The sequence below is a fragment of the Chloroflexus islandicus genome, from assembly GCF_001650695.1.
Lineage (GTDB): Bacteria > Chloroflexota > Chloroflexia > Chloroflexales > Chloroflexaceae > Chloroflexus > Chloroflexus islandicus.
Genome location: NZ_LWQS01000032.1, coordinates 69,908 through 86,152, shown reverse-complemented (window position 1 = coordinate 86,152; position 16,245 = coordinate 69,908). Strand labels below are relative to the sequence as shown.

At 60.4% G+C, this 16,245-nt stretch carries 11 protein-coding genes; 1 reads left to right on the top strand and 10 read right to left on the bottom strand.

Going from position 1 to position 16,245, the window contains the following annotated elements:
* Positions 1–107: 107 nt before the first annotated feature.
* The 6 genes from A6A03_RS02145 to A6A03_RS02120 all read right to left on the bottom strand — a co-directional run bounded on the left by A6A03_RS02145 (position 108) and on the right by A6A03_RS02120 (position 8,000).
* Positions 108–920, bottom strand: a complete 813-nt coding sequence (locus A6A03_RS02145; protein WP_245668770.1) for a lipoate--protein ligase family protein — start codon at positions 918–920, stop codon at positions 108–110.
* Positions 917–2,035 (bottom strand): winged helix DNA-binding domain-containing protein, encoded by a 1,119-nt coding sequence (locus tag A6A03_RS02140; RefSeq protein WP_066783114.1) that lies wholly within the window; start codon positions 2,033–2,035, stop codon positions 917–919. The genes A6A03_RS02145 and A6A03_RS02140 overlap by 4 nt, the downstream gene beginning before the upstream one ends.
* The gene (locus A6A03_RS02135; protein WP_066783112.1) at positions 2,032–4,509 is read right to left on the bottom strand and encodes a glycosyltransferase family 39 protein; all 2,478 of its coding nucleotides are present in this window, start codon (positions 4,507–4,509) and stop codon (positions 2,032–2,034) included. Before A6A03_RS02135 ends, A6A03_RS02140 begins: the two co-directional genes overlap by 4 nt.
* A gap of 60 nt (positions 4,510–4,569) precedes the next feature.
* A complete protein-coding gene (locus tag A6A03_RS02130; protein WP_066783111.1) occupies positions 4,570–5,484 on the bottom strand; it encodes a DUF4032 domain-containing protein in 915 nt (304 codons plus the stop codon).
* Between the two features lie 315 nt (positions 5,485–5,799).
* Positions 5,800–6,432 (bottom strand): metallophosphoesterase, encoded by a 633-nt coding sequence (locus tag A6A03_RS02125; protein ID WP_066783108.1) that lies wholly within the window; start codon positions 6,430–6,432, stop codon positions 5,800–5,802.
* Between the two features lie 14 nt (positions 6,433–6,446).
* Entirely contained in the window at positions 6,447–8,000 is a 1,554-nt protein-coding gene (locus tag A6A03_RS02120) for a sensor histidine kinase (RefSeq protein WP_082908896.1), read from the bottom strand.
* Positions 8,001–8,386: 386 nt separating this feature from the next.
* Here A6A03_RS02120 and A6A03_RS02115 point away from each other — a divergent pair, with 386 nt between their 5' ends.
* Complete coding sequence (locus A6A03_RS02115; RefSeq protein ID WP_066783106.1) at positions 8,387–8,860, top strand: glutathione peroxidase; 474 nt, start codon at positions 8,387–8,389, stop codon at positions 8,858–8,860.
* Between the two features lie 172 nt (positions 8,861–9,032).
* Here A6A03_RS02115 and A6A03_RS02110 read toward each other — a convergent pair whose 3' ends face one another.
* The 4 genes from A6A03_RS02110 to A6A03_RS02095 form a co-directional block, all read right to left on the bottom strand.
* The gene (locus A6A03_RS02110; RefSeq protein WP_066783104.1) at positions 9,033–12,389 is read right to left on the bottom strand and encodes an ExeM/NucH family extracellular endonuclease; all 3,357 of its coding nucleotides are present in this window, start codon (positions 12,387–12,389) and stop codon (positions 9,033–9,035) included.
* A gap of 297 nt (positions 12,390–12,686) precedes the next feature.
* On the bottom strand, positions 12,687–15,314 hold the full coding sequence (locus A6A03_RS02105) for an Eco57I restriction-modification methylase domain-containing protein (protein WP_066783102.1): 2,628 nt from the start codon (positions 15,312–15,314) through the stop codon (positions 12,687–12,689).
* A gap of 60 nt (positions 15,315–15,374) precedes the next feature.
* Complete coding sequence (locus A6A03_RS02100; RefSeq protein WP_066783101.1) at positions 15,375–15,872, bottom strand: PIN domain-containing protein; 498 nt, start codon at positions 15,870–15,872, stop codon at positions 15,375–15,377.
* Positions 15,865–16,194, bottom strand: a complete 330-nt coding sequence (locus A6A03_RS02095) for a UPF0175 family protein (protein WP_066783099.1) — start codon at positions 16,192–16,194, stop codon at positions 15,865–15,867. Before A6A03_RS02095 ends, A6A03_RS02100 begins: the two co-directional genes overlap by 8 nt.
* Positions 16,195–16,245 lie beyond the last annotated feature (51 nt).

Here is a 16,245-nt window from a genome sequence, read left to right as displayed (position 1 = left end):
ATTGCAAAGCGATCAACAGTTGTACTCAATCACAAGTTCTGTTCGCCCCTCAATCCCTGCTGGGGGAGGGAGTCAGATGCGCACGCTGCGACCTCTGTGGTAAATCCTCATCCCAACGGCGCAAACCGGTTCTGCGCCGCCGCCATCGCCGCCAATTCCGCCGCCGTCCAATCGGCAGGCGTGATGGTTACATCGTACCGCTGATAGAGCGCGGCGGCAAATGCGGTTGCCAAAGAGGCGAGATCGGGCGGGTTAGGGCAGACAGTGGCGAGATCGGTCACCCGTTCTGCCAGCCGTTCCACCAAGAGGCGGCGTTCAGGCTCAGTGATAGCCAACAGCGCCGCCAATTGCTTCCCCGGCCAATGGGTATAGAGGCCGACTTGAAACAACATCCCTTCGCGCCGGCGGATCTGGGCGAAACCCACCAGCTTGCGCCCGCCTGCCAGCACTTCATACGGCGATTGGCCGCCAAAACATGCCCGCGCCACCAGCGGATCGAGCGTTGCCCGGTCAGCGCGTGCGGCAGCGATCTCGATCAGCGTGGTTGCGACGCCAAACTGGGCCAAGGTCGCTTGCCATACTTCGCCCAACCAGCGGTACGACTCGCTGACATCGGGATGGGCCAGCGGATGATCCGCCGGCAGCGCAATGTCTTGCATCAAGAAGCCGGGCACGAAAAGCACCGCGGTGCCACCGCTGGCCCGCCGGTGCAGTGTGATGCCAGCGTTCGCCAAGGCCGCCTGATCAACCTCGCTCAACTTTTGGCCCGAACCGATCACCAACGCCGGTTGGGGGGCAGCGGCATACCAGCGGATCGCCGGTTGGGATGTGGTTGCCAAGCCAGCCAGCATCGCCGCGCCAGCAGCCAGCTCGCTGGCCGGATCGCCCTGCGCCGGCGGTAATAACCGCCACACGTTCATTCCTCCCATCGGCATTCCCCCAACGGTGCGGCGAAGTGAGCAGCGATACCGGCAGCCAACGTCTCAAGCTGCGTTCGCGTTGCCAGCGGCAACGATCCAAACGGGCGCAACGTCACCACAAGCGCCGAACCACGCCAATCGTACCGCCACGTCCCCGCGATCCGCCCTGCCACCACGATCGTCGCCTCGACATGGCCGGCGGGTCGCCAGACCTGCTTATAGCCAACCGCATCAACCAACCAGCTCCGGTCGCGAGTGCCCAGCAAGAGCGGATCAAACCGGCCCAACAAGCGCGGCGGTACATCACCCGGTTCCGGCAATGCTGGCAAACGCGCTAATTGGCTTTGCAACCACCACGCCGGCTTACCGGCAACCGTCACCTTCACCACCTCATCACCCAACTGCGCCAACCAGCGCTTGATCTCAACCTGCGTGCGCCCGCGCCACGCAGTCAGATCGGCAAGAGTTGCCGGGCCAAAGGCGGCCAGATAGCGTCGGATCAACTCGGCATTCGCTTCCTCAGACGGCGGCGGATCCCATACCAAATCAGGCCGCCAGCGCAAGCGGTGGGCCATGCGGGCTTCGCCGCCGTTGGGGGCGGCGTGGCAAGCCAAACCGCGCCGGGTCAGAATGGCAAAGATACCGCCCCAACCCGACAAGTGGCGATCATCAATCTCAGGGGCAAGACGGCGCAAATCGCTGCGACCCATCGTCTCGTGCTCGGCCAGCCAGCGCGCAGCGCGCGCGATAAACGCCTCATACGCTGCCGGCTCCCAGCCCTCACGCAGCGCCTCTTGCTCCCAATAGGTGGCGCGGCCAGCCTGCGCCGCGTAGATCAGCGGCCAATCGGTCGCAGCATAAAGATGCAACGTCCCGCGCTGGCCCCACAACCGCACTAGCGAACGTTCGTGGTAGAGCAAGTGATCCAGTTGGGCCGCCGTAAAATCCGGCACACGATTCCAGAGCGCCAATCCGGCGGCGGGCAACATCTGCGCCTGCACACCGGCCAGATGCGTGGCCGCCGACACCGCATCGGCAAACGGCGCCAGCAAGCCGTTCTGGGCAAAGCGTGCCACAGTCGCCTGTTCAACCGTCACATCGAGCGCCGCTTTCATGGCGACCTCATCACGGCCAGCGCCGCCGGGCCACGGGCAAAGACCCGCACGAGCGGCTCGCTGCCGGCAGGAATGGTTGGTGTAGGCACGATTTCAACGGCAGCGGAACCAAGCGTGTTCACAACGGCAGTAACCTCACGAGGATCGGTAAAGGCGGGCAAGACCACTAACGCATCGCTATCAGGATCAAGCGTGCCGCGCCAGATTTGTGGCTGTTGTTCTAGCGGCAAATCTGACGTGAGAAACCGCACGGTATCACTGAGCGCCCACTCACGCGGCAGATAGACGGGCACAGCCTGAGCGGCATCATTAGGCACAGCAGCCCGGCGCACAATCTGGGCCATCACCGTCTCAACCCGATCAAACTCGCCATACACCCGTGGATCATGCCACATCAGGCCGAAATAGACCCACAGGTTCACAGCTAAGCTGCCGGCAAGCGCAGCAGGGATCAACCAACGCCGCCAGCGCGCACCGGACGCCAACCGGCTCAATCCCCATCCCGCCAGCGCGCAAGCCGGCGCAAGCGTGCCGAGTGAGCGCATAGCATGCGGCGCGTTGAAACTCAGCAATCCCGGCAGGTAATAAAGCAACCACAGCGCCAATACGACAACCGCTGCCGTGCGCCGCGCGCGCCACGCCAACCCCGCGCCGATCAGCAAGAGCAGGCCAACCACTGGATCAACCATCGGCGCCAGTGGCAAATGGTGGCGACCATTCGCTTCACCCTGCACATGCCACATCAAGCCGTAGCGTACAATGTTCTCAGCAAGAAAATCGAGCGGACGGTGACGGTAGAGATTATCAGGTTGAAAGATGGAGACAAAACCGACCCGCCGGTTAAAGCCGGCGCTATCGGTAAGGATATACCACACGAGCGGAGCAACCACGATCGCGCCAACGAGTGCAGCCAGCACCACCCGCGGCCAAGCGACCCGCCAGCGAGCCGGATCACGCCCCAAGCACACCAGCGCCACCACCAACAAAGCCAACGGCGCTAGCCGCCCGGTGTGGTAGGTATAGACCGCCAGCCCCCCTAACGCTGCTGCGCCGGCCACATACCACCACCAGCCGCGCCGAGCCGGATCGAGGCCGCGCCACAGCAACCCAGCCGCCGTCAGTACCAGCAGATGATCGAGCGTGGCCGGAAAGGCCCAGCGGCTCATACTCAACGACCACGACGCCCACGCCAGTAACGCTGCGCCCAACACAGCCGCTCGCCGTCCGATCACCGGCGCAACAAACCAATAGAGCGCCAGCGGCGTCAGCGCGCCAGCCACTGCGCTCACCAGCCGCGCGCTCCACGCTGCCGGGCCTAATAGACCTACGACCGGCGCCATCAGGTAAAAGAGCAGCGCCGGCAGATCGGCAAACACTGGCACATAGATCGGGCGAAAGCTCGGATCTGACCAGATCTGCAAGGCGAGCAAACCATGGCGCGCCTCGTCGCGCCACAATGCCGGCGGCATCTGATCCAGCGCAACCAAGCGTACCGCCAGAGCCACAACCGTCATTGCTGCGAGCAAGCCGCCGATTGGCCATGCCGAACGCTCTTCAGCAGCGGCCAGCAGCGGCCATGCCAAGCCAACCCCGCCAATCACCAGCAGCAACGCCACCCATGCCGGAACGCCAGCCCGCAAGGCTAGCAGGCTGGCTAATGCTACGGCCAGCCCCATCCAACCCACGATTGGCCGGGCAGCCGCCCATTGGGTTGCCGAACGCCAGCCAGCCGCAAGCGCTGGCCATATTACCAACGCGAGCGCCGGCAACACCGGCCACCATGGCCATGGCACGGTAGGCAGCCAGTACTCAGCCGTTGCCGGAACCAGCGCCAAACCGAGCGCCGGCGCGAGCGCCAACAGCGCCCCTGCATCGCGCCAAAACACGGGCCACCGCCATACAACGCCTGCCATCCACACCAGCAGCGGCAAGACGCTCCACGCGATGGTTTGGGCGCTCAAGGTTGGACGATCGGCCAGCGACCACTGCCTAACACCGCTCAAGGCAACACCTAACTCGCGCACATCGGGCAGCGCGATGTATGGTTCGGTAGACCAGCGCAGCACCGTCTCACCAGTAGCAGTGGTAGGCACTAACAAACGGTAGCGACGCCAATATCCGGCCACCGTCACCGTACCCACGTCGCCATCTTGATAGGCAAACGCCGCTTGAGCCGGCGCCATGCCCGGCTGGCGCGGTGCAGCCAAGCGCAATTCAACCACGGCTGGCGCGCCGCGATAGCCATAGAGAAACAACCCCGCCTGCGGCTGCGACCAGCGAAACAGATCGGTTTCGTTTTGTTCGTTACCGTGGAAACCAACCAGCACCGGTTCGTGATCTTCACCAACGCGCCAAGTGTGCGGTGAACGCACCGGTGAGAACCATAACAAACCGATGGCGATGAGCATCAACGCCACCGGCAGCAACAAGGCTGGTTGGAACGAGAAGGTTGGGCGCGCAAGTGTTCTAATCACGCCGCGTATTATAGCTTCAGATCGGGAACGGCGCAACCGTGGCGGAGCGTGGTTGATCGCTTAGACGGCGCCGGCTTGCTTGCCACGCAACGCGCCAAGCAGCCAATCGGTAATCGCCGCCAAGCTGCGCCGGCCAAAGAGCCGCACATAATCCGACGCCGCCACGAGCGGCCCGGGATCGGCGCCGCCGTTGCGTTCACGCAGATACCAGCGATGATCCATGATCCAGCGGTAGAGGTCGGCCTCGGTGCGTCCGGGGAAGTAGCGCAGCGCATTTTGAGACCGGATGACCTCGATCACCGGCATATACACATTATCGTACCAGCTCGCTACCGCCTCCTCGCGTGACACTGGCCGGCCCAACTCTTGGCCCAGATAGTAGCGATGGGCATTGATATGCCGTACCAGATCGAGATAGCCGCCGGGTTCGCTAAACTCGATTCGCTGATCGGGACGCAGATCGGCAAGGCCAGTCCACTCGAGAAAGTCGCTATACTCCTCTTTCAAGAGCAGATCGCGCACGCTGAGATTGGTATCGAGCGGCACATCAACCACCAACTCGGTCACAATCGCGTCAATCTCGCGCTGGCCTTGAAAGCGAGCGACCGAAATACGATGATGGCCGTCTTTGACAAAATAGATATCACCCAGTTTGTACAACTCAACTGAAGGCAAAGGCGTGCCTTCGTGATGGGCGCGATCGATGCTCATCCAGCGAAAGCGATTGGCGTTATGCCGCGGCGCAAACTGGCGGTCGAAATCGCTGTAACGGCCCTCGCTGCCGATGATCTTATCGAGCGGAACCGTCTGATGGCCAAGGTAATGTTGCCCGCGCACATTCAGCCGCGCCCGCACCTCATCGAACGGCAACAATTCGTTGGGGCGGCGCGTAATCAGCGCCAGCAGCTCGCGCAGCATCTGGTCGCGGCGAATGCGGGTAAATTCATCATGGACGATTGCTTGAATGGCTGACATCGGCCACTCCTTTCGGCCTCATCATAGTGATGGTCAGCGCACACACCGCGCTCGGCAAGCGACCGGCGACGCCGGCGGCCGTTGTCGCGGGTAGCGTACCATGACTCAGACGCGATTGCAACGTAAAAAGTTGCACAAAGAACTATATCGAAAAGTTGTGAGATAGCCACAACAAGACGCTCAAGCGGTCTCACAGCCTATGGAGCACCGTTGTCGACGAGGGGAAGAGCTTGCTGTGCGTGTGCAGCATCACGACGCTATGCACTGCGCCTAAAGCAGTGACGTTAAACCTCAAGTACCTAGCCAATGACCATCTCACACCACCAGATCCAGCACTCGATAGCCGGCGGTGTTGATAACGAGCGTATCACCCACCTGCGTCTCGGTAGTATGGCCAAAGCCATACGAGAGATGGATATGGCCGTGGATGAGATAGCGCGGGCGAAACCACTGCATCATCAATAGCAGAGCGCGAAAGCCGCGATGGGGGTAATCGGGGCCGTTGTGAATGCCGAGCGGCGGTGCATGGGTCAACAACACATCAAGATACCGGCCATAGCGCAGCCGGTTGAGCAACAGGCGCGGCGCCATCCGCCACACCCGCAGCAGCATCTGCGTCTCGGTGTACTGGTGATGGCCATCGGGCTTGTAGCGGATCGAACCGCCTAAACCACCGATTAAGAGACCGTGATGGCATACCACCCGATCTTCGACACAGACCGCGCCACGAGCATAGCTGACCACTTGCCCATCGGCTTGCACTTCTGGCGAATCGTGGTTGCCCCAAACATAGAAACAGGGCTGGCCAAGCATGGTCACTACAAACTCAAGGTAATAGATCGGCAGATCACCGCAGGCCAGCACTAATCGGACATCGGCAAAGCGTTGTTTGATATTCAGACTGTAGACGGCTGGGACGATTTCGTCGCTGATCGTAAGCGTGCGCATGCCGCTATTGTACTCTATTCTGCACCCGCTGAAACAGCCGGTTCGGGCAACGGCAAATAGATGGCGAAGGTACTGCCGCGCCCCACTTCACTCGCCACTGTCACATAGCCGCCGTGCGCTTCGGACACCCATTTCACGATCGACAATCCCAACCCAGCGCCGCCGCTATGGCGCGAACGCGAGCGATCCACCCGGTAGAAGCGGTCAAAAATATGGGCAAGTTCAGCTTCGCTGATGCCGACACCGGTATCAGCCACACTCAGACAGGCAAACTGCTCGTAGCGTTCGAGACCTAACACCACCAACCCACCCGGCGGTGTGTATTGCAGCGCATTCACCCCTAGATTCAACAACGCCTGCTTAATCCGATCACGATCGCCATAAACTAGGATTTGATCCTCTGCGCCGATCCGTAACCGTACTTGGCCGGCCAGCGGACGCAGCTCGCGAAACACCTCAAGCAACAGCGTATCCAGCTCAACCGGTTCATGGCGCAACGCGATATGGGTCTCACTTTGGGCAAGCAGCAACAAATCATTCACCATCCGGATCAAGCGCGCCGTTTCGCGCCGCATATCACCGATCACCTCTTTGAGCAACGCCGGATCGGCGCTAGCGCCGCGATCGAGCACTTCGAGATTGCCCTGCATTGCCGTCAACGGTGTGCGCAACTCGTGGCTGACATCGGCTACAAACCGCTGCTGCGTGGAAAAGAGCCGTTCGAGCCGCGATAACAACTCATTGATCGTCACAGTCAATTGGTGCAGCTCATCGCGCTGAGCCGGTTCGGGAATCCGGCGACCAAGATCCTCGGCCCGCACGATACCCTGCGCGGTCGAGGTGATCTGCTCAATTGGGCGCAATGCCCGCTTCGACAGATACATTGCGCCGAGACCGGTCACGATCAAGGCAATCATCCCGCCGCCAAGCAGAATTTGTTGCAAGAGCGTCAATGTGTCAACCACATCATCAAGCGGACGGGAGACTTGCAAGAAACCCAGCAATTGACCATCACGCAAGACAACCGGCGTAATCAATGACTTGACCGGCACGCCGTTGACGTCGCGGACAAGCGTGATCCCATTCGTATCGGTTGAGGTTAATTGCAGCGCTTCTGGCGGCAACGGCAGCATATACGGTTCGAGATTCGGGGTATTACTCACCAAGGTGCCATCAGGACGAAAGAATTGGGCGCCGATATTGCGATTGGTGAACAGTTGAATGAAATCACGGTCCAGATAGAGTTGCAGTTGCCCGCTCGGTGTCCGGATGCTTTGCAAGCCAACGGCATTGAGAATTGCCCGCACCTGCTGCGTTGCTGAGGTCAAATCGCTTTGCACGCCAGCGTAGAGCGCTTGCGCGACGGCGAAATGGACACCGATGCCGATAACCAGCAATGCAACCGAGAAGAGGCTGGTGTAGAGCAGGGTCAACCGCACCCGAAACGGGACGGCGATCAAGTTCTGGCGCAAACCCTGCCACCACAGCCAGCGCAGTGGCGCCGCCGGCGGTTGGTCAGGGGAAGAGGCAAGATTGGTTTGCGCCAGTTTGTCGTTGATATTAGTCATACATCTATGATACGGAATATGAGTACATCTGTTGTCCTTGTGCGCCGCGGAGGGGCAGCGCGATGCCCTGACCCGAGCGGCGAAGCCAGCTCCTCTGAGCACGGGTTGCACCCGCTCAGGCATTCTGCCAGCTGCAGCAGGAGATTGCTTCAGGAGCTGCACGCCCTCGCAATGACAGCCAAACCGTGTCCTTGCGCGCCGCGGAGGGGCAGCGCGATGCCCTGACCCGAGCGGCGAAGCTATCTCACCCGGCAGCGGGAGCAATACCCTATTGCCATCAGCATACCACATTGCCCGTTGGCATGACGGGTTGACAATTCAATGAAATCAGATCATACTACCTAAGGTTCACTTTTTTGAAATTTCAAACATTCTAACCAACGCCGATGAGCATCTACGAATTTTCTGCCCACACTATTGACGGTGAACTTCAACCATTCTCCACGTATCGCGGCAAGGTGTTGTTGATCGTCAACGTTGCCAGCCACTGTGGGCTTACGCCGCAGTACGGTGACCTCGAATCGCTCTACCGGCGCTATCGCGAGCGCGGGTTGGTGGTGCTCGGCTTTCCGAGCAACGATTTCAACCAAGAACCGGATGATGAAGCGACGATCAAATCCTTCTGCGCCCGCAATTATGCCGTGACGTTTCCATTGTTTGCCAAGATCCATGTGAATGGGCCAGACACCCATCCGCTCTTTGCGTATCTCAAAGAGCAACAACCGGGTTTAAGTCCCGATGGTGAGATCAAGTGGAATTTCACGAAGTTTCTGGTTGATCGCAACGGGCGCGTGGTACGCCGTTTTGCACCAACCGATACGGTCGGCGCGGTTGAGCGCCAGATGGTGGAGTTGCTGTGATGAAATGATGGGCAGGTTGGGTTTGCTTCTGTGGAATGTGGCAGTTTGGCTACTGCACGCCACGTTCGGCTGGATTACGTTATGGAGTGCGGCAGTCCAACAGCCGCACTCCATATACTATACATTGGGGAATGCGGCAGGTTGACTGCCGCATTCCATCATGTTGCCAACCTTACGGCGTGAGATCGCCGCCGCCGAAGTCGTCAAACCCGGCGCCAGCCGTGCTGTGGAACCAGACGCCGATCTGGCCGCCAGTGCCAACGTAGCGGTTGCCGGCAGCAGGCCGGGTGTCGGCGATGCCGATCCGCTCGCAGCGCACGAAGACTTCGACCGTGCCGTCGGCCCGCGCCCACGCGCCGAGAGTGTCGCCGGCGGCAAGGGTGGCGGCATAGGTGGCAACGGTCACGAAACCTTGGCCGGGCACGAACGCCTCAACTACCACCTGTTGGTTCACCGCGTCGTAGCTCACCAGCAGCGCACCGTTCCGCCCGCCGCTCCCCCGTACCTTCAACGCTAGCGCGTGGTGCTGGCCATTCGGGTTGATTGCGGTCAACCGCATGAAGGCTTCTTGATCCGGCCCAAACACGGTTGGCCGCCACAGCGCCAACCCGCCCTTCTCGACCGTCACCGCATTGCCGGCGATCCGGTACTGGTCAAGCTGGGTCGTGCCGCTCCAGTTGGCTCCCAAGCGACCGTTGGCCCGGTTGAACGTATCAAGGGTAGGTAGAGCCGGAAAGGGACTCACCTTCACGATCAAGCTCTGCACCGGTTCGGTGTTGCCGGCGCCATCGCGGGCAAAGAACTCAACCGTATAATTGCCCTCGCCGCTGAGGGTGAAGGGCGCAGTGTAGGGCTGGAAGGCGCCGCCATCCACGCGATAGGCAATCGCCACCACTCCCGACCGATCATCGCTCGCGCTGAGCGTCACCGTCGCACTACCAGCGTAGCAGTCAGCCGGGCAGAGCGGGTTGACCGGGCCGCTGACGCTAGCTACCGTGACCGGCGGTGCGCCATCGAGGTTGAGACCAACCACTACCGGATCGTGATCCGAGGTGCGGTAGAAGTCAGGTGCGTACAGGCTGCTGATCTGGCCCGCCGACTTGAAGTTGGTGTTGTAATCGAGCACCGTCGGCTCGTCGGCGTTGATGTGCCATTCAGCTACTCCCGTGATCTGCGCGCCGAGACTGGCGTTGGCTAGCGCGTAGTCGAGGTAGCCCCACTGGCCGTTGAAGACATACGAGTAGGCGTTCGGGCCGCCGAACCGCTCGATCAAGTTCTCGTAGCCTTGGGCTTCCAACGCCCGGATGGGATCTTCTTTGGCGTAGCTGTTGAGATCGCCGATGATCAGCACATCCGGGTCGTTTACGCCGGTCGGGTCGGTCGCTAGCCATGCCGCTAGTGTATTGGCCGCATTGGTACGCACGATGTTGCAGTTGCCCTGACCATCGCCGGCATCGGGAGCATCGCAGGCGCTGCCCTTGCTCTTAAAGTGGTTGACCGTCACCACAAACCGCCCGCCACTGGCGTTTTCGGCAAACGCTTGCGCCAGCGCCGCCCGGTTGCGCGGCGCGCTATCGCCGCCGGTGATAAACGCCGGCGTGTTGAGCGCCGCGGTCTGGCCGACCGGCGTGACCAGCGCCGGCTGGTAGATAATGCCGACCTTGATCGCGTCGTTGCCTAACGCATCCACCTGACCGGTCGCCGCGTCCACATCGATAAACGCATACGTTCCCGGTGCAGTAGCCGCGTTGAGCCGGTTGACCAGATCGGCGATGGCGCTATTCGGGCCGTAGCCGTCATTCTCCATCTCGATCACACCCAGCACGGTCGGGTTAAGGGCCACGATCGCGGCGACTGTCTTGGCGGTTTGACGGGCAAACTCGGTCGCATTCTCGGCCCCGCGGCAATCGGTCGCGCCGCCAGTCAGGCCGTTGGTGCAGCCGCTGAAGGTGTTGAAGTAGTTGAGCAGATTCATCCCAACCACGGTGATGCTGCCGCCAACGTTCGGCGGGGCAGTTGGGCGCGGATTCTCAGCCACGAAGGCCGGCACGCCGCCCCCCGGCCACAGATCGCTCAGATCGCCGACCGGGCGCACCCGGTAGGCATTGCCGCTGGCCGCATTCCCGGCCCACGTGTAGGTCATCACCCCGATCAACCCGGTCACGCTATCGCCGCCGCGCAGCGTATTGCTCGCGCTGAGCGGATTGCCGCCGCGGCCAAACAGGATCGGGTCGGGGTTTTGGTTTTGCAAATTATCATCCACGATAATCCGGTTCAAGTCGTTGGCTGCCTGTAACGCATTTGCCAACGGCCCCGGCGGATAGAGACTGGTCGGCTGGTAGAGGCGATCTTCCGCCGACATCACGACTTGCCCAAACCGGCCAAGCTGGAAGTGCTCGGTAACGACCAGCTTCATCGGGAAGCGCACCAGCATGCCCTCGTAGCGTTCGAGGTAATCGGCGCTGGAGAAGGGCATCGTCACATCAACCGGATCAGCCGTACCGCTGCCAACGATCGTGATCTGCGCAGCGCTGATCTGGGTCTGGCCCTGAAACTCGCTGACTGTCCCGCGCACCCGCACCAGATCGCCAAGGCTCACGTTATTGTTGTTGCCGTTGAAGACAAAGATACCCTCTGACGTCAGCGGGTCGGCGTCCCAATCGGCAGCCTCTTCTTGCACATAAAACCCGCGCAGATTGGGCGAAGGCCCTTCAAAATCACCCACCACCACACCTTCGATCAGCACCTCTTCAGTGGCGCAAGGCGAAATGTCGGTGGTGCCCTGAATCTGGCTGATCAGGCTCAGATTCGGCACATCGGGACAATTGCCCATCATCGGCGGCGGCGGTGGCGGCGCACTGCATGGGTTTGCCGGACTGCTGGTATTGCGCGGATTGGGTGGCCCGGCGCTGAAATCGTTCGCGTTGTTATCGGTCTCGATACAGCCATTGCCGTTGCGCAGCGCAGCGGTGGTATTGCTCAGGGTTGGCGCCGGCGCACCTTCAAAGAAGTTCGCATTACCGTAACCGACCAGATCGATAATCAGCGCCAACTGTGCCGGCGTACACGGCGTCGAACCGCCGTTACAGGCGAGACCGCTGGTGCTATTGACCAAGGCGAACTTGCCGGCGCTAGCACTGGCGTTGATCGCACCGGTCGCGTCAGGCGGCGGCAACGGTGCGCCAGTCGCGCCGCCGGCCAATTGCACCAGATAATACTGGCCGGGAGCGAGCGAACCGCTCAAGAGCACTACCGGGTTGCTGCCAAAATTGCCGGTGCCGGTCGCACTGGCATACTGGATCGACAACCCGCTCAGCGAAACCGTCGTTGTCCCGCGATTGAAAATCTCGACAAAATCGTTCGTGTACGGCGCGCCGCTATTCCCGCCACCACCATACACTTGGCTAATCACCAGATCGGCGCTCACCGCGCGCGCCACCGGTAACCCGGCCCCCAGCGGCGCAAAGGCAAACGCCACGACGAGTACCAACACTACCCAACGGCGAATCCCGCCAAACGCAGAACGCATACCCTCCACCTCGTTGCTTCAGCGCGCTGTTCCGCAGGCAAACGCACCGGCGCGTAGTTGCCGGCGGAACTACGTTATCGGAAGGCGACACTTCAACGGCGACACGGCCATGCGGCGGGCAGGCGAGGATACGAGCGAGGTACACCACGTCGCAATGGTTGAACAATCAGATGTCTCTAATAATAGACGCAAAACGTGAAATCGGTGTTAAGGCAATGTTGGGTCAAGCAAGAAATACGATGACAGTTTTGTCACTATCACGATGAATAAACTGTAACGCCGCACCGCCGTGCGGCGTTACTGGTTATCACCACCCATACGGTATTTGATGTCGTAATGGATGATAAAGTCCAGCTCTGCATCGGTGAAGCCGTAATGCGTCGCCAGTGCGCGGTCAATCCGGTCGAGGATCGGCTTCGCCTGCGCTACATCCACATTGATCTCGCTCGTCTGAATGATCGTCCCGCGCCGCAGCCGGGTGGTGCGGTGTGCGGCGTACGCTGCCAGTAAGGCGTGTTCGAGTTCTCGATATATACTTATGTCAATTTGATGCAAATCAAATACCGGCAGTTCCCACACTTCGCGCGCGACCACATCCATACAATTTGAATTGATAATCCAATACCAATAAAAGAGTTGGCTGTTCAATAACGCCACCACTACCGGACGAAGGTGCGCGGGTATCACAATCGGTTTGTAGTGGGACGATAGTTTTTCCAACAACGCTTTGCGCCAGTATCTCCCGCCGGAATGATAATAGACTGTTACGCCATCTTCCACCACGAAATCTTTCAGTTTGCGCTGGTGCGCATGCATTTTGGTCAGAATATCTACCTCGATCTGCGAGCCTATCTTTGGCAACGGATTTGCATGGCCCGCGATGCCGTCCCACCGGCAATACGCCAGCTTTTCAAACAAGAAGGGCCGGTCGCTATGCGCGCCGCTCAACCAGCGGTAGTAGGACGTGGTGTAGACGGTTGGTTCGGTTTCAGGAGACGTGAGCAGGGTTATCGTCAGGTTCATATCAACCCCGGCAAAGAGTTTGCCGGGCCGCACCGCGTAGTTGCTGTGCCATTGGGTGTAGGCGCGGTAGAGGCGCTGTAACGACCGCATGCCATCCGTCGAAATAGCAGCGATGGGCACGATCATGCCACAGCGGCCTCGTTTCGCTAACAACCTCAACGCGCGTTCGATCACTAACGCATAGAGATTGCCACCATCTTCGGTGGTGTACCCCGCCACCCGATACTCATGCCGCACCTTGCTATAGGCGACATACGGCGGATTGCCCACAATTGCCTCAAACCCGCCGCCGGCGAGGATGTCGTAAAACGTGGTAAACCAGTGCAGCGGTTGGGTGTTGTAGCCGCCGGCAGGCAACCGCCAAAGCAGTCCCGTCTGTTCCAAGCTGTGGTCGAGCTGGGCATTGAGTTGGTCGAGCCGTTCGCGCAGGCGCCGGCGCGTGGCACTCCCATCCGCCGGATCGAGGTTAAAGCGAAGCTGCGCGTCGCGATACGCCGCCACCTCGCGCTGCACGGCCTGTAGCTCGTTCAGCAGCTCAGGCGCAGCCGAGCCAATCTCCTCCGGCTGCGCATACCCCACCAGCGCATTGCCGGCCCGCAGGTTGCAATCGATATCCGGCAACGGTTCGATCTGGTTCGCATCGTCAAGGTCAGCCACCATGCGGAGCAACAGCCGCCACTTGCAGATTTCAATCGCTTCAGCCATCAGATCAACGCCGTAGAGGTTGCGCACAACGATGCTCTTGGTGATGAAGTAGTCCCGGTTCGCATGCCCATCCGCTTCCGCTACCACTGTGCGCAACGGCAAGCCCGCCGTCTGCTTCACCTCAACCAGTTCGTCCATCCGGTCGAGCACGGCGGCATAGATCGGCTTGAGCACCCGCAGCGCCGCTAACAGAAACGCGCCGGAACCGGCGGTCGGGTCGAGCACGCTGAGCGGCAACCGGCCCTGTGCCGGATCGCCGGCTAACGCGGTGTAGAGCGCGTACACCTTGGGCGCATCGAGCAGCCGGATGAGGTCGAGCAGCAACGCTTCAAGGTCGAGATTCGCCGTCACCGCGTCGTTGATCGTCGCGATCTGGCCCGCCGCCGCCGCGGCTTCAATCGCCGCCACCTGCGCGCGCCGCTGCGCCTGCTCGCGGGCAGTTTCGGTTGGCAACGGCTCGGCCTGTTTCAGCGCCGGGTAGAGGTAGGTTGTGATCGTCTGCGCCAACCGGAGCGGTGCGAGCGAGAGACCAGCTTTGTCGAACAGCGCTGGGATGATGGTCGCGCGGCAGATGTAGCCGGTGATGTCAGCGCAGGTATAGTAGGCCCCCATCTGCTTTTGATTAATGTACTGCTCAAAGATATACCCCAACACATCGGGGTCGATCGCGCGGTCGCTCGTGCCGGGCCGCTCGCTCAGATGCCACCGCCAACTGCTGAAAAACACAAACAACCGCTCAAACGCACTGTCGGGAATATCCAGCGCAGCGCCATACTGCTCTTCCAGCGGATGCGGCGCAAACAAGCTGCCATTGAGATAAGGGATCGTACCCAGCCGCTGGTGAACTTCCGGAGTGCGCTGGGCCGGCGGGCGAGCAAAGCCCTCGAACAAGAGCGGACGTAACACGTCGCGATAGTAGCGATCCGGCCCCAGATGCTCCTTACTCCACGCCAGCCGCTCGCGCAGATAATCGCGGTTCTGGTTCAAACAGCCTTTCGCTTGCAGAAAAGCGATAAACAGCAAGCGATTCAACATCACCGAGGCATACCAGCGCCGGTCGCTTTCGGCGGGAATGCCGCGCACAAGGGCCTGCAAGGCGTCGTGGTGCTGCTTGCATTCAGCGTAGAAGCGTTTGGTAATCTGCTCAACCTGCAGGTGGTGCGTGATCTGCGCTGAGGGAGTAATGGCGATGCGCATGATGTTTTTGTCGGATGAAGGGCGATGCATGATATAGTTACCGGTACTGTACGCGAGCAATTACTGATCGACGTCGCTCTCACCGGCAGCCTGCAAGACCTGTGCGCGCAGGGCCGGACTGATATAGCGGCCTTGCGCGATCATCAGATCTAACACCGGGCGTACCGCAGCAAGCTGACCTTGCCAACGAGCGCGCACCAGTACGCCAAGTGTTCCAACAACGACCAATCCCTGCTGAACGGCGATCCGCCGGGCACGTTTATCGTCAAGCAGAATCAGACGCGCACGCTGGGCAAGTGCCAAACTTATCGCAGCAGCTTCGCCTAATCCCAAACCTGCCAATGTTTGCAACGACGGGGTAATCGCGACGTGTTTGGTTACAAGCCATGGGAAAGCCTGAAGATCTGGACTATCCGGCTCAATACCGGCTGTATACTCGTGAAGCACCTGTTCAGGTACCAAAATGGTACCGTAGAGTTGCGGCAACAAATGCAACAAACCTACACCGGCCAGCTTAATCAACGGGCTGGTATTGCAAACGACCGGCGCATCATTCATGCCGGGCCTCGGCGGCTACGTCAATCTGATCGTCAAATTCAGGTACACGATACGCACCTAAGAGATCGAGGAATGCCCGGCGCGAGATACCAAGCGTTTGAGCTGCCCAACCGGCGCTCACTGACCCTTGCGCGTACAATTTCACGGCTAGCGCCTCGCGAGCCAATGATCGCACGTCTTCCGTTGAATAACCGGGAATGGGTGGAAACTCAATGAGCGTCGTCTCAGCTAACCGCCGGGCCAGATGCGCAATGAGCTGGGCCTGTTCGGCGGGAGTGAGCTGTTCGGCTAGTTGCTGCACTTCAGCGAGGGTCACAGGCATCGGCGTGCTCCTTTCAGCGAGATGCCAGTATTGTAGCGCACGGCGGTGTGG